General features: G+C 73.7%; 23 protein-coding genes. 14 read left to right on the forward strand and 9 right to left on the reverse strand.

Features of this window, described 5'->3' with window-relative positions; translation table 11 throughout:
• Nucleotides 1-12: 12 nt before the first annotated feature.
• Nucleotides 13-474 carry a MarR family winged helix-turn-helix transcriptional regulator gene (locus ACZ4U4_RS04490; protein ID WP_467868961.1) on the reverse strand — a complete coding sequence of 154 codons (462 nt, stop codon included), beginning with the start codon at nucleotides 472-474 and terminating at the stop codon, nucleotides 13-15.
• Nucleotides 475-557: 83 nt separating this feature from the next.
• Here ACZ4U4_RS04490 and ACZ4U4_RS04495 point away from each other — a divergent pair, with 83 nt between their 5' ends.
• From ACZ4U4_RS04495 to recX, 3 genes are all read left to right on the forward strand, one after another.
• Entirely contained in the window at nucleotides 558-929 is a 372-nt protein-coding gene (locus ACZ4U4_RS04495) for a VOC family protein (protein WP_467868962.1), read from the forward strand.
• Nucleotides 930-1,201: 272 nt separating this feature from the next.
• Complete coding sequence (recA, locus tag ACZ4U4_RS04500; protein WP_467868963.1) at nucleotides 1,202-2,320, forward strand: recombinase RecA; 1,119 nt, start codon at nucleotides 1,202-1,204, stop codon at nucleotides 2,318-2,320.
• Between the two features lie 6 nt (nucleotides 2,321-2,326).
• Complete coding sequence (gene recX, locus ACZ4U4_RS04505) at nucleotides 2,327-2,956, forward strand: recombination regulator RecX (RefSeq protein WP_467868964.1); 630 nt, start codon at nucleotides 2,327-2,329, stop codon at nucleotides 2,954-2,956.
• Nucleotides 2,957-3,197: 241 nt separating this feature from the next.
• On the opposite strand, the gene ACZ4U4_RS04510 is transcribed toward recX, so the two are convergent.
• The 7 genes from ACZ4U4_RS04510 to ACZ4U4_RS04540 form a co-directional block, all read right to left on the reverse strand.
• The gene (locus tag ACZ4U4_RS04510) at nucleotides 3,198-3,629 is read right to left on the reverse strand and encodes a rhodanese-like domain-containing protein (RefSeq protein ID WP_467868965.1); all 432 of its coding nucleotides are present in this window, start codon (nucleotides 3,627-3,629) and stop codon (nucleotides 3,198-3,200) included.
• Nucleotides 3,630-3,672: 43 nt separating this feature from the next.
• Complete coding sequence (locus tag ACZ4U4_RS04515; RefSeq protein WP_467868966.1) at nucleotides 3,673-4,215, reverse strand: cupin domain-containing protein; 543 nt, start codon at nucleotides 4,213-4,215, stop codon at nucleotides 3,673-3,675.
• 160 nt (nucleotides 4,216-4,375) lie between these two features.
• A complete protein-coding gene (locus ACZ4U4_RS04520; RefSeq protein ID WP_467868967.1) occupies nucleotides 4,376-6,166 on the reverse strand; it encodes an FAD-dependent monooxygenase in 1,791 nt (596 codons plus the stop codon).
• Between the two features lie 179 nt (nucleotides 6,167-6,345).
• Nucleotides 6,346-7,266 carry an amino acid ABC transporter permease gene (locus ACZ4U4_RS04525; RefSeq protein WP_467868968.1) on the reverse strand — a complete coding sequence of 307 codons (921 nt, stop codon included), beginning with the start codon at nucleotides 7,264-7,266 and terminating at the stop codon, nucleotides 6,346-6,348.
• 73 nt (nucleotides 7,267-7,339) lie between these two features.
• On the reverse strand, nucleotides 7,340-7,987 hold the full coding sequence (locus ACZ4U4_RS04530) for an amino acid ABC transporter permease (protein WP_467868969.1): 648 nt from the start codon (nucleotides 7,985-7,987) through the stop codon (nucleotides 7,340-7,342).
• 189 nt (nucleotides 7,988-8,176) lie between these two features.
• Nucleotides 8,177-9,094: a glutamate ABC transporter substrate-binding protein gene (locus ACZ4U4_RS04535; RefSeq protein WP_467868970.1), complete on the reverse strand. Its 918-nt coding sequence runs from the start codon at nucleotides 9,092-9,094 to the stop codon at nucleotides 8,177-8,179.
• Between the two features lie 57 nt (nucleotides 9,095-9,151).
• Complete coding sequence (locus tag ACZ4U4_RS04540) at nucleotides 9,152-9,937, reverse strand: amino acid ABC transporter ATP-binding protein (RefSeq protein WP_467868971.1); 786 nt, start codon at nucleotides 9,935-9,937, stop codon at nucleotides 9,152-9,154.
• Nucleotides 9,938-10,288: 351 nt separating this feature from the next.
• On the opposite strand from ACZ4U4_RS04540, the gene ACZ4U4_RS04545 reads away from it, so the two are divergent.
• The 4 genes from ACZ4U4_RS04545 (at nucleotide 10,289) to ACZ4U4_RS04560 (ending at nucleotide 14,531) form a co-directional block, all read left to right on the forward strand.
• The gene (locus ACZ4U4_RS04545; RefSeq protein ID WP_467868972.1) at nucleotides 10,289-11,023 is read left to right on the forward strand and encodes a response regulator transcription factor; all 735 of its coding nucleotides are present in this window, start codon (nucleotides 10,289-10,291) and stop codon (nucleotides 11,021-11,023) included.
• A 13-nt stretch (nucleotides 11,024-11,036) separates the two neighbouring features.
• Nucleotides 11,037-12,452 carry a sensor histidine kinase gene (locus ACZ4U4_RS04550; protein ID WP_467868973.1) on the forward strand — a complete coding sequence of 472 codons (1,416 nt, stop codon included), beginning with the start codon at nucleotides 11,037-11,039 and terminating at the stop codon, nucleotides 12,450-12,452.
• Nucleotides 12,453-12,676: 224 nt separating this feature from the next.
• Nucleotides 12,677-12,880, forward strand: a complete 204-nt coding sequence (locus tag ACZ4U4_RS04555; protein ID WP_030288153.1) for a cold-shock protein — start codon at nucleotides 12,677-12,679, stop codon at nucleotides 12,878-12,880.
• A gap of 118 nt (nucleotides 12,881-12,998) precedes the next feature.
• The gene (locus ACZ4U4_RS04560; RefSeq protein WP_467868974.1) at nucleotides 12,999-14,531 is read left to right on the forward strand and encodes a DEAD/DEAH box helicase; all 1,533 of its coding nucleotides are present in this window, start codon (nucleotides 12,999-13,001) and stop codon (nucleotides 14,529-14,531) included.
• A gap of 57 nt (nucleotides 14,532-14,588) precedes the next feature.
• Here the strand turns inward: ACZ4U4_RS04560 and ACZ4U4_RS04565 are convergent, their stop codons facing one another.
• Complete coding sequence (locus ACZ4U4_RS04565) at nucleotides 14,589-15,614, reverse strand: TAXI family TRAP transporter solute-binding subunit (RefSeq protein ID WP_467868975.1); 1,026 nt, start codon at nucleotides 15,612-15,614, stop codon at nucleotides 14,589-14,591.
• Between the two features lie 344 nt (nucleotides 15,615-15,958).
• Here ACZ4U4_RS04565 and ACZ4U4_RS04570 point away from each other — a divergent pair, with 344 nt between their 5' ends.
• From ACZ4U4_RS04570 to ACZ4U4_RS04600, 7 genes are all read left to right on the forward strand, one after another.
• Nucleotides 15,959-17,401, forward strand: coding sequence for an FG-GAP-like repeat-containing protein (locus ACZ4U4_RS04570; protein ID WP_467868976.1), 1,443 nt, complete (start codon nucleotides 15,959-15,961; stop codon nucleotides 17,399-17,401).
• Between the two features lie 138 nt (nucleotides 17,402-17,539).
• On the forward strand, nucleotides 17,540-19,057 hold the full coding sequence (gene miaB, locus ACZ4U4_RS04575) for a tRNA (N6-isopentenyl adenosine(37)-C2)-methylthiotransferase MiaB (RefSeq protein ID WP_467868977.1): 1,518 nt from the start codon (nucleotides 17,540-17,542) through the stop codon (nucleotides 19,055-19,057).
• A 292-nt stretch (nucleotides 19,058-19,349) separates the two neighbouring features.
• Nucleotides 19,350-20,063, forward strand: a complete 714-nt coding sequence (locus ACZ4U4_RS04580) for a class III extradiol dioxygenase subunit B-like domain-containing protein (protein WP_467868978.1) — start codon at nucleotides 19,350-19,352, stop codon at nucleotides 20,061-20,063.
• A gap of 72 nt (nucleotides 20,064-20,135) precedes the next feature.
• A complete protein-coding gene (gene miaA / locus ACZ4U4_RS04585) occupies nucleotides 20,136-21,074 on the forward strand; it encodes a tRNA (adenosine(37)-N6)-dimethylallyltransferase MiaA (RefSeq protein WP_467868979.1) in 939 nt (312 codons plus the stop codon).
• 107 nt (nucleotides 21,075-21,181) lie between these two features.
• On the forward strand, nucleotides 21,182-21,781 hold the full coding sequence (locus ACZ4U4_RS04590) for a hypothetical protein (RefSeq protein WP_467869755.1): 600 nt from the start codon (nucleotides 21,182-21,184) through the stop codon (nucleotides 21,779-21,781).
• Nucleotides 21,782-21,895: 114 nt separating this feature from the next.
• Nucleotides 21,896-22,771 (forward strand): diaminopimelate epimerase, encoded by an 876-nt coding sequence (gene dapF / locus ACZ4U4_RS04595; RefSeq protein WP_467868980.1) that lies wholly within the window; start codon nucleotides 21,896-21,898, stop codon nucleotides 22,769-22,771.
• Between the two features lie 191 nt (nucleotides 22,772-22,962).
• Nucleotides 22,963-25,230, forward strand: coding sequence for a RelA/SpoT family protein (locus ACZ4U4_RS04600; protein ID WP_467868981.1), 2,268 nt, complete (start codon nucleotides 22,963-22,965; stop codon nucleotides 25,228-25,230).
• The last annotated feature ends 17 nt before the right edge of the window (nucleotides 25,231-25,247 follow it).

Consider the following 25,247-nt stretch of genomic DNA (forward strand, 5'->3'; position numbering starts at 1 on the left):
GGGCGCCGGCGGTCACTCCTCCAGGGCCGCCGCGATCTGGTCGAGGTCGGTCAGGAGCGCGGTGACGCGCCGGGCCGGGAGCGCGTCGATCATGCGCTGTTCGACGGCGTGGACGGCGGCCTGGACCGTGGCCAGCCGGGCCCGCCCCTCGTCGGTGAGCCGGGCGGGCCGGGCGCGCCCGTGATCGGGGGTGGTGGGGCGGGTGATCAGCCCGGCTTCCTGGAGCCCCCGCAGGACGACGTTGCCGGACTGCCGGGTGACGAAGGTCGCGCGGGCGAGGTCGGCGTTGGACATCCCCGGGTGCAGCGCCAGCAGTTCGAGCGTGGAGTACTGCGGCACGGTCAGCCCGTGCTCGCGCAGCACCTTGTCCATGGCGCCGCGCAGGGCCGCCTGGGCGCGTTTGAGCAGATAACCCAAGTGGTGGGTGATGTCGTCCGCGGGGCGGGGCGGCTCCGGTGGCACACTCTCGTTCATGTCAGCATTTTGACATGCCCGCGGGGTGGGCCCTAGCCTCCCCCATGTCAAAGTCCTGACATTAGAGTGAGTGAGGGAAACCCATGTCTGTTGCCGTCGACGGTCCCGGCTTCGTCGCCCTGCAGGTCCGTGACGTGGAGGCCGCAGCGGCCTTCTGTGAGCGTCACCTGGGGTGGCGCCGCTCCCCGTCCTCGCCGCCCCACGCGGTCGTCTTCGACACCGCGCCGATCCCGTTCGCCGTCCGTGAGCTGTTCCCGGACGTCGACCTCGCCGACGCCGCACGCCCGGGCCTCGGCGTGGTGCTCTGGTTCCGGACCCCGGACGCCCAGCAGCTCCACGACCGGCTCGTCGCCGCCGGGGTCACGATCCTCGCGCCGATGGCGGAGAGCCCCTTCGGGCCGATGTTCTCCTTCGAGGGGCCGGAGGGGTACCGGCTCACGGCGCACGGGGGGTGAGCAGGGGTGCGCTGAAGCGTTGAGCGGGCGATACCCGCCGGGAATGGGTGGTGCGGGCGTCGACGCGCGGCCGCCGGGCCGGGTGGAGTCCGCTTGACAGTAAAATCGAACATCCATTCTCATGAGGGTCCGACCTGTACGCCGGAGCGAAAGTTCCGGGGCTTCATCGCCGAGTTGTCCACAGGCCGGAGCCGGGTCCGGGCGCATTGTCAGTGGCAGGCGTTAGCGTCGTGGACGTGAAGCGATCGACTCAAGCAAATCGGGTGGAACCCATGGCAGGCACTGACCGCGAGAAGGCGCTCGACGCCGCGCTCGCACAGATTGAACGGCAATTCGGCAAGGGCGCCGTGATGCGCATGGGGGAGCGGCCGAACGAACCCATCGAGGTCATCCCCACCGGGTCGACCGCGCTCGACGTGGCGCTGGGTGTCGGCGGTATCCCCCGCGGCCGCGTGGTGGAGGTCTACGGACCGGAGTCCTCCGGTAAGACGACCCTGACCCTGCACGCGGTGGCCAACGCGCAGAAGGCCGGCGGCTCCGTGGCGTTCATCGACGCCGAGCACGCGCTCGACCCGGAGTACGCCAAGAAGCTCGGCGTGGACACGGACGCACTGATCCTGTCCCAGCCGGACAACGGTGAGCAGGCCCTGGAGATCACGGACATGCTGGTCCGCTCCGGCGCCCTCGACCTCATCGTCATCGACTCCGTCGCGGCCCTGGTGCCGAAGGCGGAGATCGAGGGTGAGATGGGTGACTCGCACGTCGGTCTCCAGGCCCGGCTGATGAGCCAGGCGCTGCGCAAGATCACCAGCGCGCTCAACCAGTCCAAGACCACCGCGATCTTCATCAACCAGCTCCGCGAGAAGATCGGCGTGATGTTCGGCTCGCCGGAGACCACGACCGGTGGCCGCGCCCTGAAGTTCTACGCCTCGGTGCGTATCGACATCCGCCGCATCGAGACCCTCAAGGACGGCACGGACGCGGTCGGTAACCGCACCCGCTGCAAGGTGGTCAAGAACAAGGTGGCCCCGCCCTTCAAGCAGGCCGAGTTCGACATCCTCTACGGCCAGGGCATCAGCCGCGAGGGCGGCCTGATCGACATGGGTGTGGAGCACGGCTTCATCCGCAAGTCGGGCGCCTGGTACACGTACGAGGGCGATCAGCTCGGCCAGGGCAAGGAGAACGCCCGCAACTTCCTCAAGGACAACCCGGACCTCGCCAACGAGGTCGAGAAGAAGATCAAGGAGAAGCTGGGCATCGGCGTCAAGCCGCAGGACCCGGCGGCGGAGCCCGGTCCGGACGCGGCGGGTCCGGCCGAGTCCGCGAAGTCGGCTCCGGCGCCCGCGGCCAAGGGCGCCAAGGGTGCCAAGGCCACCGCGGCCAAGAGCTAGTCCGCCATGACGCGGCGAACGGAATGGCCCGACGGCGGTCACGCCATGGGCGGTGCCGAACACCGTAAGAGCCGTGGCGGCCGTGACGACAGCGGCGACCCCTCCCCGTCGAGGGCCGGGCAGGGGTCCCCGCGCACGCCCGAGGAGCAGGCACGGGCGATATGCCTGCGCCTGCTCACCGGGTCACCGCGCACCCGCAGCCAGCTCGCGGATGCCCTGCGCAAGCGGGACATCCCCGAGGAGGTTGCGGAGGAGGTGCTCTCCCGCTTCGTGGAGGTCGGGCTCATCGACGACACGGCGTTCGCCGATGCGTGGGTGGAGTCCCGGCACCACGGGCGGGGCCTGGCCCGGCGGGCGCTCGCCCGCGAGCTGCGGACCAAGGGCGTGGAGTCCGAGGTCATCGACGAGGCGATCGGCCGCCTCGAACCCGAGCAGGAGGAGGCCACCGCCCGGGAGCTGGTCGAGCGCAAGCTCCGCGCCACCCGGGGCCTGGACCGCGACAAGCGGCTGCGGCGGCTCGCCGGGATGCTGGCCCGCAAGGGCTACCCCGAGGGCCTGGCGCTGCGGGTGGTCCGCCAGGCGTTGGAGGAAGAGGGGGAGGACTCCGAACTGCTGGAGCAGTGGGCGCAGGAGTAGCGGTGCGGCGCCGACCGAGGCCGCACCGCGTGTAAGGGAGCCACGGCGGCGTCTCGCGCCGGTTGTCCCTCCACGCTCCGTTACCCGGCGTGCCCTCGCGCCGGGGAACCCGTTACGCCTCCGGTCTCCCCGGCCCCCTCCCGGCCACCGGCCGCCCGATGCTCCCGGTGCCGGGCCACGGCATGCACGGGCAAGCCCTGGCCACGACCGGGCCGCGGCCAAGGGCGCTGCCGGGCCCCGGTCAGCCGTTGGTCTGCCCCGTGCCGGGGATCACGGGGAGGCCCGCGGCGCGCCACGCCTGGAAGCCGCCGATCAGGTCGGTGGCGCGGTGCAGTCCCAATTGGTGGAGGGAGACGGCGGCGAGGCTCGATGCGTACCCCTCGTTGCAGATGACGACGGTGTGGAGGTCGTGGCCGGTCGCCTCCGGGGCGCGGTGGTCGCCGGTCGGGTCGAGACGCCACTCCAGCTCGTTGCGCTCCACGATCAGTGCGCCCGGGATGGTGCCGTCGCGGGTGCGCAGCGCCGCGTAGCGGATGTCGACGAGGAGGCCGCCCGCCTGTTGCACGGCCGCCGCCTGAGCGGGGTCCAGCCGGTGCAGCCGGGCACGGGCCTGCTCCAGCAGGGTGTCGATGGCGCTCAACTTCCCACCTCCGCCTCTCCGCCGTGGCGCCATGGCCGCCGCGAGACCTCCGTGGTGACGCTCACCCCGGCCGCGCTCACCCCCAGTCCTCCGGCCGTTCGACCTCTTCGAGGCGGAGGAGGGGGCCGGTGCGGCTGTAGCGCCGCATCAGGGGGAGCGGTGGGTGGTACGCGTGCACCGATATGGCGTGGGCGGTGGGTGAGGTGTTCCGCACCTGGTGGACGTGGTGGGGGCCGAAGGCACGGCCCCGGCCGCCGGTCAGGGTGCGGGTGCGGTCGACGCCGTCGGCCAGTTCCAGCACCGTCCAGCCCTCGGTGGGGAGCGCGACGGTGAGGGAGTCCTCCGTCAGCGCGCCGGTGGCCGCGGCGAAGGCGCCGCGGGAGCCGCCGTGGTCGTGCCAGCCGGTGCCGGTGCCGGGCGGCCAGCCGATCAGCCATGCCTCGCTGCCGTCCGGACCGTCAAGACGCAGCCAGGTGCGGCCTTCGGGATCGAGTGGGAGGGAGGCGACGAGGGAGGTGTCCGCGGCGGTGCGGCGGACGAAGCCGAGGAGTTCCGAGGCGCTCGGACCGCCGGTGGGCGGGGCGGTCCGAGGGCGGGCAGGGGAGGGGAGACCGGGCACGGGAGACCGTCCTGAGTGATCGCGAAGAGACGCGCTCGCCACGGCCGGACGGCCGGGAGCACGCGGGGCAGGAACTGCGGATCAGCAGGACGGACGACAGGTGCAGCCCGCGTAGCGGACCAGGTCGAGATGGACCCTCCGCCAGAAACGCGCGCCGTGATCAGTCACGTTCGGAGTGAAACACGGACGTTCCCACAGGGTCAACCACGGATTCCGCGCCCGGTGAACCGCCGTCCACCGTGGCGCCGGCGGCCGGGTCCTCGCCCTCGGCCGGCGGCCTGTGCGCCGCTCCGCCGGAGGCCCCGCCGCGTACCGCGTCCGCACAGGCGTACAGCTCGGCCGGGCGGACGCCGGACAGCGCGGTGACCAGATGGCCGTCCGGACGGACCAGCAGCACGGTGTGCGCGGCCGCCCCCGGATACTCCTCGGCGACCAGGACCTCGGTGGCGACGGGCAGCCCCTCGGCCGCGCCGGTCAGCCGCGGCATCAGCCCGGCGCTCCGCCAGTGCCGCGGCTCCCACACGCCCGTACCGGGCGCGACGAGCACCAACAGCAGCCCCCGGCCCAGCCGTTCGCGCAGCGGCACCACCGCACCATCGACGGTCGTCACCGGGACATCGGCGACCGGCGCGCCGGGCAGCGTGCCCACCGGGGCCGCCGCGGTGTGCGCCGGTGCCGGGGCGAGCGGCGAACGGGAGTGGGCCGGCGGCGCGCCCAGCGGCCCCCGCCCCAGATGACCGTCGGTCAAGAGCGCCGAGCCACCGCGCGCGGCGCCCGGCAGGGCGCGCCGCAGACGGCCCGCACCGCCGTCCCGCAGCAGTGGAAGTGCCTGGTCGGCGGCGCGCAGCCGGGCGGCCACCGCACCGCGCCGCTCGGCCTGGTAGCTGTCCAGCAACGTCTCGGACGCCCCGTGGTGCCAGGCGAGCGCCAGCTTCCAGGCGAGGTTCTCGGCGTCCCGCAGCCCCTCGTCGAGGCCCTGCGTCCCGAGCGCGCCCAGCAGATGGGCCGCGTCCCCGGCGAGGAAGGCCCGCCCGTGCCGCCACCGCCGCGCCAGCCGGTGGTGGACGGTGTGGACACCGGTGTCGAGCAGCTCGTACGGCGGTACGGGGCGGGCCTGGCCGCGGCCGCGGGACTGCTGCGGGGCGGCCTCGGTGCCGGTCGCCAGGGCCGGTTCGGCGGCCCAGTCCGCCAGCGAATCGCGGATCCGGGCGACCAGCGCGTCCGGCGTGACCAGATCGCGGCCGGGCGGCAGCAGCCAGTCCAGCCGCCACACCCCGTCCGGCAGCGGCCGGGCGCAGACCTCCGTGACGCCGTGCCGCCCGGGGGCGCGGTGCAGCAGCGCCTCGCCGGGCCAGGGCAGGTCCGCGCGGACGGCGGCGACCGCGTGCCGTTCGACGGAGGTGCGGCCCGGGAAACGGATCTCCAGCAGTTTGCGGACGGTGGAGCGCGGACCGTCGCAGCCGATCAGATAACTCCCGCGCCACCAGGTGCCGCCGGGGCCGCGGGTGTGGGCGCTGACGCCGCCGGCGTCCTGCTCCAGCTCCACCAGACGGCTGCCGCCGACGATCCGGGCCAGCTCCTCGCCCTCCAGCGCGGTGCGGAGCGCGCCGGTCAGTGCGTGCTGCGGAAGGTGGACGGGCGAGGCGGGCGCGTCGTCGGCACCGGGCGTCCAGGGGCCGCCGGGGCCGAACTCCACGCGCTCCATCAGCCGTCGCCTGCGCACCGTGCGCCAGGCGGTCCAGCGGGTGCCGGCCGAGGCGAGTGCCGGGGCGCAGCCCAGCCGTGCCACGTACGCCGCGGTGTCCTCGCGCAGCACCGCGGTACGGGCCGGGCGGACGGGCTCGGGGCCGGTGGTGTCGTCGAGGACGACGGAGGGGACGCCCAGACGGGCGAGCGAGAGGGAGAGGGCGAGGCCGACCGGGCCCGCCCCCACGACGATCACCGGGTCCACGAGGTGGCTCCCCGGCCCCGGAGGGGCGAAGCGGCGGTACGGGAACTGGCAGTTGAAGCCCGGTGCGTGATCACACAGCGTATGCAACCCACTGCGACCGCCCGCGTCAAGTGACCGGGGCGGCGCCGTCCCCGCCGCCGCCCCCGCACCCTCCGTTTGCCCCGCCGCCCGGCGGCCGGTCACGGTGTGGCGGCCGGGTCCTTCCCGGTGTCGGCCGCGGCGGCCGGATCACCCGCGGGAGCTGCGGTGGCCGGGGCGACCCCGGTCTTCGTACGGCGGCCGCGCCGCTCGATCCAGGTCGCCAGACCGGACAGCGCCAGGCACATCGCGACGTAGATGAGGCCCGTCACGATGATGACCGGAACGTACGTGTCGGAGCCGTTCACGATGATGTTGGTGCTCATCTGGCGGGCTGTGTAGAGGAGTTCCTCGAACGTGATGATGTAGCCGAGGGAGGTGTCCTTCAGCGTCACCACCAGCTGGCTGATGATCGTCGGCAGCATGGCCCGCACCGCCTGCGGGATCAGCACCACCGTCATGACCTGCGTCTTGCGCATACCCAGCGCGTACGCCGCCTCGGCCTGCCCGCGCGGCACCGCCACGATGCCCGCACGGAGCACCTCGGCCTGGACCGAGCCGTTGTACGCGGTCAGGCCCACCACCAGCGCCCAGAACTGCGGGCCGTTGCCGGACAGACCGAGCGCGTCGCGGTTGACGAGGAGGATCACCCACAGCACGTAGATGGTGATCAACAGCGGGATGGCGCGGAAGAGTTCGACGAAACCGGTCGCCAGCCAGCGCACCGGCTTGTGGTCGGAGAGCCGTGCCACCGCCAGCAGCACGCCCAGCGCCAGCGAGAGGACCGCGGCGACCGCGAAGACCTCCAGCGTGGTCAGCACGCCGTCGCGCAGATTGTTCCGCACGTCCGCGTAGTTGAAGATGTTCCACATCTCGGGCTTGAACTGGCCCTTGGCGTTGAGCCGTTCGATGACGAAGGCGATCAGGGCCACCACCGCCACCGTGCCGACGATGCTGTAGAGGCGGTTGCGCGCCTTCGTCTTCGGGCCCGGTGCGTCGTAGAGAACGCTGGCGCCGCTCATGCCGATACCTCGCTTCGATCCGCCCCGCCTGCGCGCGGCACCCACGTCGTACTGATCCGCCGTCCGGCCTCGCTCACCGGGCCACCCCCATCCGCCGCTCCAGCACCCGGAAGAGGCCGCTGATCGCGAAGGTGATGACGAGATAGGCCAGGGCGATCCACAGGAAGATCCAGCCGATGGCGAAACCCTGGTCGCTCAGCAGCTTCGAGACGTTGAACAGCTCGGTGACGCTGAAGGCGCCCGCGATGGCGGAGTTCTTCGTCAGCGCGATGAAGATCGAGCTGAGCGGCGGCAGCACCGTGCGGGTGGCCTGCGGCAGCACGATCATGCGCAGCGTCTGGGAGAACGTCATGCCCAGCGAACGGGCCGCCTCCGCCTGCCCGATCGGCACCGTCGAGATGCCCGAGCGCACCGCCTCGCACACGAACGACGAGGTGTAGAAGCCCAGCGCCAGCGTCGCCAGCACGAAGGGGCTGGTGCCGGGGAAGAGGACCTGCGGCACGACGAAGAAGGCGACGAGGAAGAGCAGGGTGAGCGGGGTGTTCCGCAACACCGTGACCCAGGCCGTCCCGAACGCCCGCAGCGGCGGGATCGGGGAGACCCGGAAGCCGGCTATGAGGAGGCCGAGCACCAGCGCCAGCAGCGCGCTGGCCGCGGTGATCGCCAGGGTTCCGAGGAAGCCGTCGCGGAACTCGGGAAGATGATCGAGGAGTACGTTCATGGGGTCTCCGCGGTTGCGGTCGGGTCGGCGGCGGAAAGGGGGCGGGGCCCGCGCGGCGGACGGCAGCGCGCCCCGCACACCCGGCGCGGCGGGCGTACGGGGCGCAGCCCTGATGGTGCGGTGGGGGCGCGTCCGCCCGCCCCGGTGGGCGGACGGACACGGTCACCTCCGAAGCGGGGCGTGAGCGCGTCAGCCTCGCGGAAGCGGCAGCTCCGGCGCGGTGTCGTTGGTGAACGGCGAACCGGACTTGCCCAGCGTGCCCTCGTACGCCTTCTTGTAGTCGCCGTTCTTGATGTGCTTCTCCAGCGCGTCGGTGATCGCGCCCTGGAGCGCCTTGTCGCCCTTCTTCAGGCCGACGCCGTAGGGCTCCTTGGTGAACGGCTTGTCGACGACGCGCAGCTTCTCCTTGCGCTGCGCGGCGTAGCCCTTGAGGATCGCGTCGTCGGTGGTGACGGCGGCGACCTGGCCGTCGAGCAGCGACTTGACGCAGTCCGAGTACTTCGACAGCTCGATGGTGTCGGCGCCGTACTTCGGCTTCTTGATCTCCTGCAGCGGCGTGGAGCCGACGATGGAGCAGACCTTCTTGCCGCGCAGCGACATCGGGCCGGTGATCGACTTGTCGTCCCGCGCCACCAGCAGGTCGGCGCCCGCGGTGTAGTACGGCCCGGCGAAGTCGACCTGCTTCTTGCGCTCCTCGTTGATCGAGTACGTACCGACGTAGAAGTCGACCTGGCCCTTGGAGATGGTGGTCTCACGGACGTTGGAGTCGATCGTCTTGAAGACGATCTCCTTCTCGGAGAAGCCGAGGTCGGCGGCGACCATCTTCGCGATCTCGATGTCGAAGCCGGTGTACTTGCCCGACGTGTCCTTGAAACCGAGGAACGGCTGGTCGGCCTTGACGCCGATGGTGATCTGGTGTGCCTTCTGGGCCTTCTGCAGCACGGGGGAGTCGACCTTGACGCCGGACGCGGGCGTGTAGGTGCCGCTGTAGACGTCGCCGCCGGCCGGCTTGTCGCCCGCCGTGCCCGACTCGCCGCCGCACGCGGTCGCCGTCGCCGCCAGCGCGAGCACCGCCGCGCACGCCGTGGCCGTCTTACGCATCCTCATGGTGAAAGTCCTTTGTCTGCAACAGGTGTTGACGGTCATCGTGGCCCGACCGCGGGCTCAGTGGTGGAGGATCTTCGAAAGGAAGTCCTTCGCGCGGTCGCTGCGCGGATTGTTGAAGAACTGGTTCGGCTCCGCTTCCTCGATGATCCGGCCGTCGGCCATGAACACCACGCGGTTGGCGGCGGAGCGGGCGAAGCCCATCTCGTGGGTGACGACGACCATCGTCATCCCGTCCCGGGCGAGCTGCTGCATGACCTCCAGCACCTCGTTGATCATCTCCGGGTCCAGCGCCGACGTCGGCTCGTCGAACAGCATCACCTTGGGATCCATGGCCAGCGCGCGGGCGATGGCCACCCGCTGCTGCTGACCGCCCGACAGCTGTGCGGGGTACTTGTCCGCCTGGGTGCCCACGCCCACCCGGTCCAGCAGGGCGCGCGCCTTCTTCTCGGCGGCCGCCTTGTCCGTGCGGCGGACCTTGGTCTGTCCCAGGACCACGTTCTCCAGCACCGTCTTGTGCGCGAAGAGGTTGAAGGACTGGAAGACCATGCCGACATCGGCACGGAGTCTGGCCAGTTCCCGGCCCTCCTGCGGCAGCGGCTTGCCGTCGATGCTGATGGCGCCGGTGTCGATCGTCTCCAGACGGTTGATCGTGCGGCACAGCGTCGACTTGCCGGACCCGGAGGGCCCGATCACCACGACGACCTCACCACGGTGGATCGTCAGGTCGATGTCCTGGAGCACGTGCAACGCGCCGAAGTGCTTGTTGACGTTGTCCAGCACGACCAACTGGTCCCCGGCCGGTGCGGGGGCCTCGGTGCTCCCGGTCCCCGATACTTCGCTCATCGGCGTGTAGCTCCGTCCTCCTCGGTTGCCTGGACAGTAGGACGGCCTGCGACCTGCGTCATTACATCTGAGCGGAACTTGAGGATCACAATCCGGCCGCGACGGCCGGAACCCGCCGCCCCGGTTCGGGGACGCCGGTGCGCGGCGCGCCCGTACGGTGCGCCGACCGCTCTTCCGCACCCCTCTGCCACACTCCGGAGCCGCCCCGGTGTCCCCGGGCGTACCGGCTGCGTAACGGATGGCGTCCGGGGCATGGCCGCCCCTTGACGTGCACACCGTTCATCGCCGTAGATGCCCTGTGGTTCCCGTACACCGTCAGCGCACACCGTCACCGAGGAGGAGGCCGGGCCGATGAGACTGCTGCTCGTCGAGGACGACGACCATGTCGCCGCGGCCCTGTCCGCGGTGCTCGGACGGCACGGCTTCGCCGTCGTGCACGCCCGCAGCGGCGAGGAGGCCCTCCAGGCGCTCCTGCCCGACCACGACGAACCGTTCGCGGTCGTCCTGCTCGACCTCGGCCTGCCCGACCAGGACGGCTTCGAGGTCTGCGGCCGCATCCGCCGGATCCGCGCCGTGCCCGTCATCATGGTCACCGCGCGCGCCGACGTCCGCTCCCGCATCCACGGCCTCAACCTCGGCGCCGACGACTACGTGGTCAAGCCCTACGACACCGGCGAACTCCTCGCCCGGATCCACGCCGTCAGCCGCCGCGGCACGCCCGGCCCCGCCGAGCCGCGCGCCGAGGAGAGCGGCCCCGATCACGCGCTGCGGCTGGGCGCCGTCACCGTCGAACTGCCCACCCGCCAGGTCTCGGTGGACGGCACCGCCATCCCGCTGACCCGTAAGGAGTTCGACCTCCTCGCCCTGCTCGCCCAGCGCCCCGGGGTGGTGTTCCGGCGGGAGCAGATCATCAGCGAGGTGTGGCGCACCAGCTGGGAGGGGACCGGCCGGACCCTGGAGGTGCACATCGCCTCGCTCCGCGCCAAGCTGCGGATGCCCGCGCTCATCGAGACGGTCCGCGGCGTCGGCTACCGCCTGGTCGCCCCCGCCGCCCCGGTGCGCCCGCCCGCCGCCCCGGCCGGCTGAGGCCCGCCGGTCCGTGCGTACCCGACTCCTTCCGCTCCTCATCGTCCTGCTCGCCGGGGTGCTGCTCGCCCTCGGTGTGCCGCTCGCGGTGATCACCGCCGGTGTCGAGCAGCAGAAAGTGGTCATCGACCGCATCGACGACGCGGCGCGGTTCGCCTCCCTCGCGCAGTTCGTCACCGACCGCTCCGCCGCCAAGGCCCCCGGCGACGAGGACGAACGCCGCGCCACCCTCGCCGCCGAACTCGCCCGCTACCACGACCTCTACGGCATCCGGGCCGGCGTCTTCCACCGCGACCGCACCCCGATGGCCGTCGCCCCGGGCGGCTGGCCGGTGGCGCGGGACGGCAAGGGCGCCCAGGCGTTCAAGGAGGCGCTGGCCGGATACCGCAGCCACGACCCCGACCAGATCTGGCCGTGGGACGACACCGGCCGGATCCCGGTCGCCTCGCCCGTCATCCGCGACGGTGACGTGGTCGCGGTCGTCGTCACCGACTCGCCCACCGGGCAGCTGCGCCACCGCATCCTGCGCGGCTGGCTGCTGATCGCCGCGGGGGAGTGCGCGGCGATGCTCGCCGCCGTCGCCGCCGCGTTCCGCCTCACCGGCTGGGTGCTGCGGCCGGTGCGGGTCCTCGACGCGGCCAGCCACGACATCGCCACCGGCCGGATGAAGTCCCGGGTCGCCGCCACCGCCGGGCCGCCCGAACTGCGGCGGCTGGCCCGTTCGTTCAACGAGATGGCCGACCATGTCGAGGACGTCCTGGAACAGCAGCGCGCCTTCGTCGCGGACGCCTCCCACCAGCTGCGCAACCCGCTCTCCGCACTGCTGCTCCGCATCGAACTGCTCGCCCTGGAACTCCCCGAGGGCAACGCCGAGATCGCCTCCGTACGCACCGAGGGCAAGCGGCTCGCCCGCGTCCTGGACGACCTCCTCGGCCTCGCGCTCGCCGAGCACGCCGCGGCCGACCTCCAGCTCACCGACATCGCCGCGCTCGCCGCCGAGCGGGTCGACTCCTGGCGCCCGCTCGCCGACGACAAGGGCGTGCACCTCACCTACGAGGGGCACGCCGCCGTCACCGGCTGGGCCGACCCCGTCGCCCTCTCCAGCGCCCTCGACGCGATCGTCGACAACGCCCTGAAATTCACCCCGCCCGGCGGGCCCGTCACCGTCTCCGTCACCCCGCGCGGCCACGGCGTACGGATCACCGTCGCCGACAGCGGGCCCGGCCTCACCGACGACGAGCTGGCCCGGATCGGCGACCGCTTCTGGCGCAGCGGCCGCCACCAGAACGTCTCCGGCTCGGGCCTGGGCCTCTCCATCAGCCGCGCCCTGCTCGCCGCGGGCGGCGCCACGCTGCGCTTCGCCACGCATGTACCGCACGGCCTCCAGGTACGGGTGACGGTGCCGCGGGACGCCCCGCACGGCGGATGACGGTCACGGCGCCACGGGGCGCGGCCGCGCTCACCGCACGGGGCGCCGGGGCTGTGCTACTGTGAACAGCGTTGCAGTTGTGGTACCCATGAACGTCGTGTGCGCCCGGAGGCTTGTAGCCCCGGGCGTTCCGTGTTTTACCGGAATCCTCCGGTGTCGGGCACTCATCTCGGCGACAGGGAGCCCGCGCAGTGCGGACTCCGTGCCCCATGAAGGAGAAAATTATGGCTTCCGGCACCGTGAAGTGGTTCAACTCGGAAAAGGGCTTCGGCTTCATCGAGCAGGACGGCGGCGGCCCCGACGTCTTCGCCCACTACTCGAACATCCAGGCCCAGGGCTTCCGTGAGCTCCTCGAGGGTCAGAAGGTTTCCTTCGACGTGACCCAGGGCCCGAAGGGCCCGCAGGCGGAGAACATCATCCCCGCCTGACGCCCACGCGTCTCGCGGACGGGGCCCGCACCGGCCAGCCGGTGCGGGCCCCGTCCCGTCTCCGCGGGGCACCGGGCGCGCCCCGCCCCCTCCGCCGCCTCTCCGGTGGACGGTGCGGATGCCGCGACCGCCCCGGCCCCGCCCCACCGCGCACCCGTACGCCTCGTGTCCCGAGTGCCGTCCCACGGGGGAGTGCGCGGTCGACACGACCACGCCTCACCCAACCGAAGGGCCTTCAGTGACACGAGCGACCGCACCGCGACGCAGCGCCGCACCCCGTACGCCGTCCCCCCGCACGCCCGCCCCCGCCCCGGTGGCCTCCTTCGAGGAGCTGCCGCTGGCCCCGGAGCTGCTGACCGCGCTGGGTGCGCAGGGCGTCACCGAGCCGTTCCCCATCCAGGCGGCGACGCTGCCCGCGACGCTCGCCGGGCGTGACGTCCTCGGCCGGGGCCGCACCGGCTCGGGCAAGACCCTCGCCTTCGGCCTCGCGCTGCTCAGCCGCACCGCCGGCCGCCGCGCCGAGAGCAGGCGGCCGCTGGCGCTGGTGCTCGTTCCCACCCGCGAACTCGCCGGGCAGGTCGCCGATGCGCTCGGCCCGTACGCCAAGGCGGTCGGGCTGCGGACCACCACCGTCGTCGGCGGGACCTCGATCAACCGGCAGACCGACGCGCTGCGCCGCGGCGCCGAGGTGCTGGTCGCCACCCCCGGACGCCTCGCCGACCTCCTCGACCGCGGTGCCTGCGCCCTCGACCAGGTCGCCGTCACCGTCCTCGACGAGGCCGACCAGATGACCGACATGGGCTTCCTGCCGCAGGTCACCCGGCTCATGGAGAAGGTCGACCCGACCGGTCAGCGGATGCTGTTCTCCGCGACGCTCGACCGCAATGTCGACAAACTGGTCCGTCGCTTCCTCACCGACCCGGTCACCCACTCCGTGGACCCGTCGGCCGCCACCGTCACGACCATGGACCACCACGTCCTCTACGTCGCCGACACCGACAAGCGCGCCACCACCACCGAGATCGCCGCCCGCGAGGGCCGCGTGATCATGTTCGTGGACACCAAGCGCGGCGCCGACCGGCTCACCAAGCATCTGCTCGCCCAGGGCGTCCGCGCCGCCGCGCTGCACGGCGGCAAGTCGCAGCCGCAGCGCAACCGCACCCTGGAGCAGTTCCGCACCGGCCACGCCACGGCGCTGATCGCCACCAACGTCGCGGCCCGCGGTATCCACATCGACGGCCTCGACCTCGTCGTCAACGTCGACCCGCCCACCGAGGCCAAGGACTACCTGCACCGCGGCGGCCGTACCGCACGGGCCGGGGAGTCCGGCACCGTCGTCACGCTCGTCACCCCGGGCCAGCGCCGCGACATGACCCGGCTGATGCGCCAGGCCAAGATCGACCCGGGCACCGCCACGGTCCGCCCCGGCGACACCGAGCTGATACGGATCACCGGCGCACGCACCCCCTCGGGCGATCCGGTCCAGCTCGCCGCGCCCGCCCCGCAGCAGCCCGCCCGGCGGCGCCCCGCGGGCGGCGGCGGACGGCGCACCCCCGCAGGCGGCGGTGCGGGCGGCGGCGCGACGGGCGCCCGCCGCCGGCCGCGCCGCAGCCGGTCGGGCCGCCGCCCCGGCGGCACGCCCGCAGCCTGAGCCGATGTGCGGCCCGGCCCCCGGTCTCCTCGGAGCCGGGGCCGGGCCGCACCGCTGTCAGGGCTTCTCGGACACGTAGTAGCGGCGAGCGCCCCGGTGCAGCGCCAGCGGATCGGTGAAGACCGCGGTCCGCAGGTCCACCTTCTGCGCGGCGTGCACCTCCCCGCCGATCGCGTCCCGGCTCCGTATCACCGTGCGGGTCATCGCCTCGGTCAGCGCCGCGTCCTCCCGGTCGGTGGTGACCAGCAGATTGGCCACCGCGATGGTCTTCACGCCCTGCCCGTGCTGGGCCCGCGGATAGGCGTCGGCCGGCATCACGGCCTCCCGGTAGTAGCGGGACTGCCCGCCCTGGCGGTGCAACGCGCCCGCCAGATCGCCGAGTTGCACCAGCCGCACCGGGAACCGGTCCTCCAGATGCTGCACGGCGGCGGTCGGCAGCCCGCCCGACCAGAAGAACGCGTCCAGCTTCCCGTGGCGCAGCAGCGTCGGCATGGTGTCGATGCCGACCCGCACCGGGTGGATGTCGCGGCCGAAGTCCAGCCCCGCCGCCGCCATCAGCCGCCGGGTGATCAGCTGGACGCCCGAACCGTCGGCGCCCACCCCCACCCGCAGCCCGCGCAGATCCTTCGCCGAGCGCACCGGCGACCCCTCCGGCACCACCAGCTGCATGTAGTCGTCGTAGAGCCGCGCGCAGGCCCGCAGCGAGCGCGCGCCCCGCTCGCCGCGCTCCCGGTACGCGGCGACCGCATCGGCCGTCGCGATGGTGAACCCCGCGCGCCCGGAGGTGAGTTGCCGCAGATTGTCGATCGACCCCTCGCTGCGCGTCAGCCGGACCTCCAGCTGCGGCGCGTCGTGCGCCAGGTCCTGCCTCAGCAGCTCGCCGTAGCGCGCGTACACACCGGTGGGCACGCCCGTCGCCAGCGTGACGGTGCCCCGGGGGGACGGGGCGCCGCCCAGGGGCAGCAGCCACCAGGCGAGCAGCGCGAGCGCCGCCGCGGCGCAGACCACGGCGGGCAGCGGGCGGCGCAGCGCCCCGGCCAGGCGGCGGGGGAGCGCGGAGAGCGACGGGATCGCCGGAAACATGACCGGAATCCTGCCAGTACGGGTCCGGAAGGGGGAGGGGTGTGGACAACCCGCGGCCCGCCGGCCGGACCGCGTGGTGCGCCCCGTTCCCCAACGCCCTTGCGGACAAAGGGCAATCACAAGGCAATCACAGAGCAATCACAAGGCAACGGGAGTGCAACCGGCGGGGGCCCTCCCGGAGTCCCCGTAGGTGACCTTCCGCCGCTCCCGGGTGCACCACCGACCCACACGGGGCGCGGAACGGCATCCCCTCGAAGGGGGACGGGGGCGGCGTCCGGCGGGTCCGGACACCGTACGAAGGCAGGCGTAGGGACTACGCGAATCACCGATCTCCAGGAGGCCGAGTGCGCAAGCGCACCAGGGGAGCGATAGCCGCAGGCGTGGGAGCCGTCGTCGTGGGGGCGCTCGCCGTCACCGCGGGCGCCGTCACGTCCGGCGGCAGCGATCCCGGCAGCACCCCCCGGGCAGCCGCCAAGAAGACCGTGCTGAAGGAGGACTTCAACGGCGACGGCTACAACGACCTCGTCGTCAGCGCCCCCGGGACGACGGGCAACCCCGGGTACATCGCCGTGGTCTACGGCTCCGCGCACGGGCTGGACCCGGCGACCCGTACCGTCATCGACGCCAAGACGCCCGGCATGCCGCCCGTCGAGGGCGTGTTCGGCGACTCGCTCGTCGCCCGCGACCTGGACGGCGACGGCATCACCGACCTCGCCGTCGTCGTGGCCGGGCCGGAGGAGGACACCCTGCTCGCCCTGTGGGGCACCAAGGGCAAGGGCCTGAGCGGCGAGGGTGCCGTCACGCTGGACCACGCCCGGAACATCGTGGCCGGCGACTTCAACGGCGACGGCCACCAGGACCTCTTCACCACCGCGTACATGGAGGAGAAGAAGGCCAAGCTGCTCCAGGGCCCGTTCACCCGGGACGGCAAACCGGCGCAGGCGCAGACCGTGTCGGTGGCCGACGGCGACTCCGAGGTGCTGTCGCTGACCGCGGGCGACTTCAACGGCGACGGCGCCGACGATCTCTTCGTCGCCCGCTCCATGGAGGAGTCCTCCCGGCCCGGCGCCCTCTTCCAGGGCGGTCCCAAGGGGCTGACCAAGCAGTCCGACAAGGGACCGGAGGCGCTCCCCGCCACCGTGGGCGACTTCAACGGCGACGGCCGCGCGGACCTCGCCTGGCGCGAGGCGCCGGACGGCATCATCGAGGGCCCCTGGACCGACTCCGGCACCGTCAAGGTCCGCTACGGTACCGCCTCCGGCCTCGGCAGCCGCACCGACACCTTCACCCAGGCCACGCCCGGCGTGCCCGGGGCCGACGAGGAGGGTGACGTGTTCGGCGCGTCCCTGACCGCCGGTGACACCGACGGTGACGGCCGCGACGAGCTGGCCGTCGGCGTGCCCGGCGAGGCCGTCGGCACCAAGAAGCAGGCCGGTTCGGTGGTGCTGCTCAAGGGCTCCGACAAGGGCCTGACCGGCACCGGTGCCCTCGCCTACAGCCAGGACAGCCCCGGCGTGCCGGGCACCGCCGAGGCGGGCGACCTGTTCGGCGCCGGCCTGCGGCTGCTGGACACCAACGGCGACGGCCACGCCGATCTGGCGGCCTCCGCACCCGGCGAGAACGACCGGCACGGCGCCGTCTGGTCCATCCCGTCCGGCGACCCGGCCCACGGCGGCGTGACCTCCTTCGCCCCCGCCGACGTCGGCGCCCCCGCGCACCCCGCCCGCTTCGGCGACATCTTCAGCGGCTCGACGCCCTCGCCCTACTGGGGCCTCGACGAGAGCTGACGCCCCCGTGCGCAGCGGCCCCCGCCCTCCTCCGGGCGGGGGCCGCCGCGCATGTCGCCGGGGCGCCCCGCGCACCCGCACGGGGCCCGCCCCGTCACCGTGGGAGAGCCGCCGCCCGCACCCCCTTACCCTTGTGGGGTGACCAGCAGCAGTGACCGGAGTAATGACGTGGGCGTTGAGCGAAGCTACGAGATCCGCACCTACGGGTGCCAGATGAACGTCCACGACTCCGAACGGCTCTCGGGCCTGCTGGAGGACGCCGGATACGTCCGCGCCCCCAAGGACGCCGACGGCGCCGACGTCGTCGTCTTCAACACCTGCGCGGTCCGGGAGAACGCCGACAACCGCCTCTACGGCAACCTCGGCCAGCTCGCCCCGAAGAAGGCGGCCCGCCCCGGTATGCAGATCGCCGTCGGCGGCTGCCTCGCCCAGAAGGACCGCGACACCATCGTCAAGAAGGCCCCCTGGGTCGACGTGGTCTTCGGCACGCACAACATCGGCAAGCTGCCGGTCCTCCTGGAGCGCGCCCGCGTCCAGGAGGAGGCGCAGGTCGAGATCGCCGAGTCCCTGGAGGCGTTCCCCTCGACGCTGCCGACCCGCCGCGAGAGCGCGTACGCCGCGTGGGTCTCCATCTCCGTCGGCTGCAACAACACCTGCACCTTCTGCATCGTCCCGGCGCTGCGCGGCAAGGAGAAGGACCGCCGCCCCGGCGACATCCTCGCCGAGATCGAGGCGCTGGTCTCCGAGGGCGTCTCCGAGATCACCCTGCTCGGCCAGAACGTCAACGCCTACGGTTCCGACATCGGCGACCGCGAGGCGTTCAGCAAGCTGCTGCGCGCCTGCGGGAAGATCGAGGGCCTGGAGCGGGTCCGCTTCACCTCCCCGCACCCGCGCGACTTCACCGACGACGTCATCGCCGCCATGGCCGAGACCCCGAACGTCATGCCGCAGCTGCACATGCCGCTCCAGTCCGGCTCCGACCGCGTCCTGAAGGCGATGCGCCGCTCATACCGCCAGGAGCGCTTCCTCGGCATCATCGAGAAGGTCCGCGCCGCCATGCCGGACGCCGCGCTCTCCACCGACATCATCGTCGGCTTCCCCGGGGAGACCGAGGAGGACTTCGAGCAGACCCTGCACACGGTCCGCGAGTCCCGCTTCGCCCAGGCGTTCACCTTCCAGTACTCCAAGCGCCCCGGCACCCCCGCGGCCGAGATGGACGACCAGATCCCCAAGGAGGTCGTCCAGGAGCGGTACGAGCGTCTCGTCGCCCTCCAGGAGGAGATCTCCTGGGAGGAGAACAAGAAGCAGGTCGGCCGCACCCTGGAGGTCATGGTCGCGGAGGGCGAGGGCCGCAAGGACGACGCCACCCGCCGCCTCTCCGGCCGCGCCCCCGACAACCGCCTCGTCCACTTCACCCGCCCCGAGGAGCCGGTCCGCCCCGGCGACATGGTGACCGTCGACATCACCTACGCCGCCCCGCACCACCTCCTGGCCGAGGGCCCCGTCTCCGCGGTACGCCGCACTGCCGCGGGCGACGCCTGGGAACGCCGCAACGCCGCCCCCGCCGCCAAGCCCGCCGGCGTCATGCTGGGCCTCCCCTCCATCGGCGCCCCGGCCGCCGCCCCCGCCCCGACGGGCGGCTGCGGCTGCGACTGACGGGCCGGCCCGGGAGCGCCCGCACCGTGTGCGAGCCGCTCCGGGGCGGACCCGGAGCGTTCGGGACGGGCTGCCGTGGGGCGGCCCGTCCTGCTGTGTCCGGCGGGGGCCGGGGCCCTGGCGGGTGCGGGGCGCACCGGGGCAGGCGGCTGTCCGCGGGGCCCCGGACCAGAGCGGGCGGCTGCATGCAGGGCCCGGGCCGGAGCGGGCGGCGCCGCACCACCACTCCGCCCCTCGCCCCTCCGCCGTCCACCGGTCCGCCGTCCGCCGGCCGCGGGCTACGCTGCTCGGCATGCTCGTAGCCGCCGCCCTGTGCCCGTGCCCGCCCCTGCTCGTCCCCGAGGTCGCCGCCGGTGCCGCGGCCGAACTGGACCCGCTCCGCGCCGCCTGCCGGGAGGCCGTCGACGCCCTCGCCGCGGCCCGCCCCGACCGGCTGGTCGTCGTCGGCCCCACGGACGGGGCCGGACAGGGGCCGTACCCGCAGGGCGCCACCGGCTCCTTCCGGGGCTTCGGCGTGGACCGCGAGGTCGCCCTGGGCACCGCGCCCCGCCTGCCCGAGCGCCCGCTGCCGCCCTCCCTGTCCGTCGGCGCCTGGCTGCTCGCCCACGCCACCCCCGTCGACGCCCCCGTGACGGGCCTGGGCGTGGACGGGACGCTCGCCCCCGAGGACTGCCTGGAGACGGGCCGTGAGCTCGCCGCCTCGGCCCCCCGGGTGGCGCTCCTGGTGATGGGCGACGGCAGCGCCTGTCGCACGCTCAAGGCCCCCGGCTACTACGACGAACACGCCGCGGACTACGACGCCACCCTCGCCCGCGCCCTGGCCACCGCCGACACCGACACCCTCGCCGCCCTCACCCCCGAGAAGGCCACCACCCTCAAGTCGACCGGCCGCGCCCCCTGGCAACTCCTCACCGGCGCCGCCCGCGCGAGCGACCCCCTCCAGGCGACGCTGCGCTATGACGAGGCGCCGTACGGGGTGGGGTATTTCGTGGCTTCGTGGGGGTAGGGCGGGGCGTGGCGCCGCCCCGTGCACCCGCCCCGGCACCCCGCCCACCGCGAGGTTTGGGAGACTGGGCGCGTGAACACCGCAGTCCCCGCTCCGCGGGTCATCGCCGTTGTCGGGCCCACCGCGGCCGGGAAGTCCGATCTGGGGGTCGCGCTCGCCGCGCACCTGGGCGGCGAGGTGATCAACGCCGACTCCATGCAGCTCTACCGCGGTATGGACATCGGTACCGCCAAGCTCACCGAGGAGGAGCGGCAGGGCGTGCCGCACCGGCTCCTCGACATCTGGGACGTCACCCGCGCCGCCAACGTCGCCGAGTACCAGCGCCTGGCGCGCGCCGAGATCGACCGGCTGCTCGCCGAGGGCCGCACGCCCGTCCTCGTCGGCGGCTCCGGGCTGTACGTACGCGGCGCCCTCGACGCCCTGGAGTTCCCCGGCACCGATCCGGAGGTCCGGGCACGGCTGGAGGCCGAGCTGGCCGAGCACGGCAGCGGCGTCCTGCACACCCGGCTCGCCGCCGCCGACCCGGAGGCCGCCCGCGCGATCCTGCCGGGCAACGGCCGCCGTATCGTGCGCGCCCTGGAGGTCATCGAGATCACCGGGCGCCCCTTCACCGCCAACCTCCCCGGTCACGAAGGCGTCTACGACACCCTGCAGATCGGCGTCGGCGTCGAGCGGCCGGAGCTGAACGACCGCATCGCCCGCCGCGTCGACCGCATGTGGGAGGACGGACTCGTCGACGAGGTGCGCGCCCTGGAGGCCGTCGGCCTGCGCGAGGGCCGCACCGCCTCCCGCGCCCTCGGCTACCAGCAGGTCCTCGCCCACCTGGCGGGGGAGTGCACCGAAGCGGAGGCGCGGGAGGAGACCGTACGGGCCACGAAGCGGTTCGCCCGGCGGCAGGACGCGTGGTTCCGCCGCGACCCCCGGGTGCACTGGCTCAGCGGCGCCGACGGCGACCGCGCGGAACTGCCCCGGCACGCGCTTGCCCTCCTCGAACGACCGGTCACAGCCTGATCACGTCATGGCATCGGGACGCCCCGCCCGTCATCGGGGCCCCTGAGCCCGTGTCATCATCAACCGTCGATCGAGCGTGCAGTCTGTAGTGGGGAGGGCACGTGGCAATGGAGGCCGGCCCTCGTAACGGAGCGCAGCAACCGGACCGGCACGGCACCGGCACGGCGCCGTGCGACGGTGCCGCCCCGACCCCGCACCCCGCGCCCCCGGGGCACGCCGACGCCGCCCCGTACGCCGTCCCCGGGGACCGCGACGGGCACACCGACGCCCTTCCCGAGCCGGACGGCACCGGACTCCAGGCCCCGTACAGCCCCGCGCTGGACGGCTCCGACGGGCCCGACGCCGAGGGGGCGGCCGCCGAGGGCGGTGAGTCGTTCCGGGAGCTGCGCCCGCCGCGGCGGCTGCGGCTGTGGCAGCTGGCGCCGGTCGTGGTGCTCGCCGCCGTCGGCTCCCTGATGTTCGCCTTCCCCCTCGCCTTCGAGTTCGGCGGTGACGGCGGCGCGCCCATCGCCATGCTCGGCCTGCTGCTGTGCTGCTGCGCCGCGGGCTGGGGCATGATGGCGGCCCGCCGTGTCGGCCACACCTGGCCCGGCCTGCCCGCCCGCGGCTCCGGGCGCCGCGCGAGCTGGCGCGTGGTACTCGCCTACACCGCCGTGGTGGTCGTCCCCGCGGCCCTCGCCATCTGGCGCGTCACCCGCCTGCGCTGAACCCACGGGGCGGCCGGTCCACCGCGGTGCCCGCCCCGTGCGCCGCCACCGTAGGCGCCCCGTGCCCGTCCGCCCCGCGCGCCGGACCGCCCCCGTGGCCCGTACGATTCAGGGGTGAGCACCGCAGCGCGTATCGACTTCCTCAAGGGCCACGGCACCGAGAACGACTTCGTGATCGTTCCGGACCCGGCGGGCCGCCTCGATCTGACCGCCGCCGAGGTCGCCCGGATCTGCGACCGGCGCGCCGGGATCGGCGCCGACGGTGTGCTGCGCGTCGTGCGCGCCGCCGCCCACCCCGAGGCGCGGGCGATGGCCGGCGAGGCCGAGTGGTTCATGGACTACCGCAACGGCGACGGCTCGGTCGCCGAGATGTGCGGCAACGGCGTCCGCGTCTTCGCCCGCTACCTCCTCCACGCCGGGCTGGCCGAGGCCGGTGACCTCGCCGTCGCCACCCGCGCCGGGATCCGCCGGGTGCACGTCGCCAAGACCGGGGACGTCACCGTCGGCATGGGCCGCGCCGAGCTGCCCGAGGGTGGCGCCGACATCACCGTGGGTGAGCGCACCTGGCCGTCCCGGAACGTCAACATGGGCAACCCGCACGCCGTCGCCTTCGTCGAGGACCTGGCGCACGCCGGGAATCTGCTCGACGCCCCGGGCGTCGCGCCCGCCGTGGTCTACCCGGAGGGCGTCAACGTCGAGTTCGTCGTCGACCGCGGACCGCGCCACGTCGCGATGCGGGTGCACGAGCGCGGCTCCGGCGAGACCCGCTCCTGCGGCACCGGCGCGTGCGCCGTCGCCGTCGCCACCGCCCGCCGGGACGGCACCGACCCGGCGCTGACCGGCACCCCCGTCACGTACACCGTCGACGTCCTCGGCGGCACCCTGGAGATCACCGAACTGCCCGACGGTACGGTGGAGATGACCGGGCCCGCCGTGATCGTCGCCGAGGGGACCCTCGACCCCGCGTGGCTCGCCGAAGGGACCGCCTGACGCGACGTCGCCGCACCGCCGCCCTCCCAAGACACGGCCGTCACCGGGAAGTTCGCTCGAACGGGTGATCCGTTTCGTAGGGGGGAGGGGGCGGGCGAACGGCGCGTGGTGGGCTCGGTAGCATCAACCACCGGCCCGGCCGCTCAACCGACGGCGCCTGACCGCCGGTCGACTCGCTGCCGGAGGTGCCCATGAGCGCAGAGGCCACGAACCCTGGAAACCCGGACACGGCCCGGAGCCGCCGTGGCCTGCCCCGCCCCGCACTGCGCGGACTGCGCCGTATCGGCCGGGCCGCGCTGCTCGGCCCGGCGCCGCGCGATGGCCTCCCCGACGCGCTGGAACACGTCGCCAAGGTGCACCGCGGCCACCATCCACAGGCCGATCTCGCGATCCTCGCCAAGGCGTACACGCTCGCGGAGTCCTCGCACCGCGGCCAGATGCGCAAAAGCGGCGAACCCTACATCACCCACCCGCTCGCGGTGACCCTGATTCTCGCCGAACTCGGCGCCGAGACCACGACGTTGACGGCCTCGCTGCTCCACGACACCGTCGAGGACACCGAGGTGACGCTCGACCAGGTGCGGGCGGAGTTCGGCGCCGAGGTCCGCTATCTCGTCGACGGCGTCACCAAGCTGGAGAAGGTCGACTACGGCGCGGCGGCCGAGCCGGAGACGTTCCGCAAGATGCTCGTCGCCACCGGCCACGACGTCCGCGTGATGTCCATCAAGCTCGCCGACCGGCTGCACAACATGCGCACCCTCGGCGTGATGCGCCCGGAGAAACAGGTCCGGATCGCCAAGGTCACCCGCGACGTCCTCATCCCGCTCGCCGAACGCCTCGGCGTCCAGGCCCTCAAGAGCGAGCTGGAGGACCTGGTCTTCGCGATCCTGCACCCGGAGGAGTACGCCGCCACCCGCCGCCTGCTGCGCGAGCACGCCGGCCGCCCCGATCCGCTCGCCGCGCTCGCCGCCCGGATGCGGACGGTCCTGACCGACGCCGGGATCGACGCGGAGGTCCGGCTGCGGCCCCGCCACCTGGTCTCGGTGCACCGGGTGCGGCGGGCCCGCGGCGAGCTGACCGGCGCGGACCTGGGACGGATCCTGGTGCTGGTGCCCGAGGACGCCGACTGCTACGCGGTCCTGGGGGAGCTGCACACCTGCTTCACGCCCGTCGTCTCGGAGTTCAAGGACTTCATCGCGGCGCCCAAGTTCAACCTCTACCAGTCGCTGCACACCGCGGTGGCGGGCGAGGCGGGGGAGATCGCGGAAACGTTGATCCGCACCCACCAGATGCACCGCGTCGCCGAGGCCGGGGTGATCGCGCTGGGCAATCCGTACGCTCCGGCGGCCGGTGCGGATCCCGCGGAGGACGAGCGGGCCGACCCGACGCGCCCCGGATGGCTCTCCCGCCTCCTGGAGTGGCAGAGCGCCACCCCCGACTCGGAGACCTTCTGGTCCTCGCTCCGCGACGATCTCGCCCAGGACCGCGAGATCACCGTCTTCTGCCCCGGGGACGTCCCGCCGGGCGGCCGGACGGCGGGCGCCCGGCCCGTCGGGCTGCCCGCCGGGTCGAGCTGTGTGGACGGTGCGTACGCCCTGCACGGCGAGGACGCGCACCGCTGCATCGGCGCCCGGGTCAACGGCCGCCTGGCGACCCTCTCCACCGTGCTGCACGACGGCGACAGCCTCCAGCTGCTGCTGGGCCCCGACGCGGCCGCCGGCCCCTCCCCGGAATGGCTCGACCACACCCGTACCCCGGCCGCCCGCCTCGCCATCGGCCGCTGGCTGGCGGAGCGCGGCGGGCAGCCGGGCGCGGGGCAGACACCGGGCGAGGCACCGGCCGAGGGCGCCCCGCCCGCCTCCGTGGCCCCGGAGGGTGCGCCCTCCGCCGCCCACGAGCCGTCCCCGCCCGCCCCGGAGACGGACGGTGAGGGGGCGCACGAGGCCGGGGCGGACGCCCCCGGGGCCGACGACCTTGCCCCCGAGGCGTTCACCGTCGACGGGCCGCCCGGTGCCGCCGTCCGGCTGGCCGGCTGCTGTACGCCGACGCCGCCCGATCCGGTCACCGGCTTCGCCGTCCGGGGCGGCAACGTCACCGTGCACCGCGCCCTGTGCCCCGTGGGGGCCCGGATGGCCGCCACCGGGCGGGAGCCCGTCGGGGTGCGCTGGCACGGCTCCGGACCGGCCGGCCACGGCTGCCGGGTCACGCTCCGCGCCGAGGCGTTCAGCCGCGCCCACCTCCTCGCCGACCTCACCGAGGCCATCGCCGTCCAGGGCGCCGCCGTCGTCTCCGCCGCCGTCGAGCCCCCCTACGAGCAGCGCGTCCGCCACACCTACACGCTCCGGCTGCCGGACGCCGCCGCGCTGCCCGCCCTGCTGCGCGCCATGCGCCAGGTGCCGGGCGTCTACGACGTCATCCGGGAAGGAAAGCCCCGCCGGGCCCCTGCGCCGCGCCCCTGACCGCCCGCCGCGCAGGA

The organism is Streptomyces sp. NPDC029159, assembly GCF_055564055.1.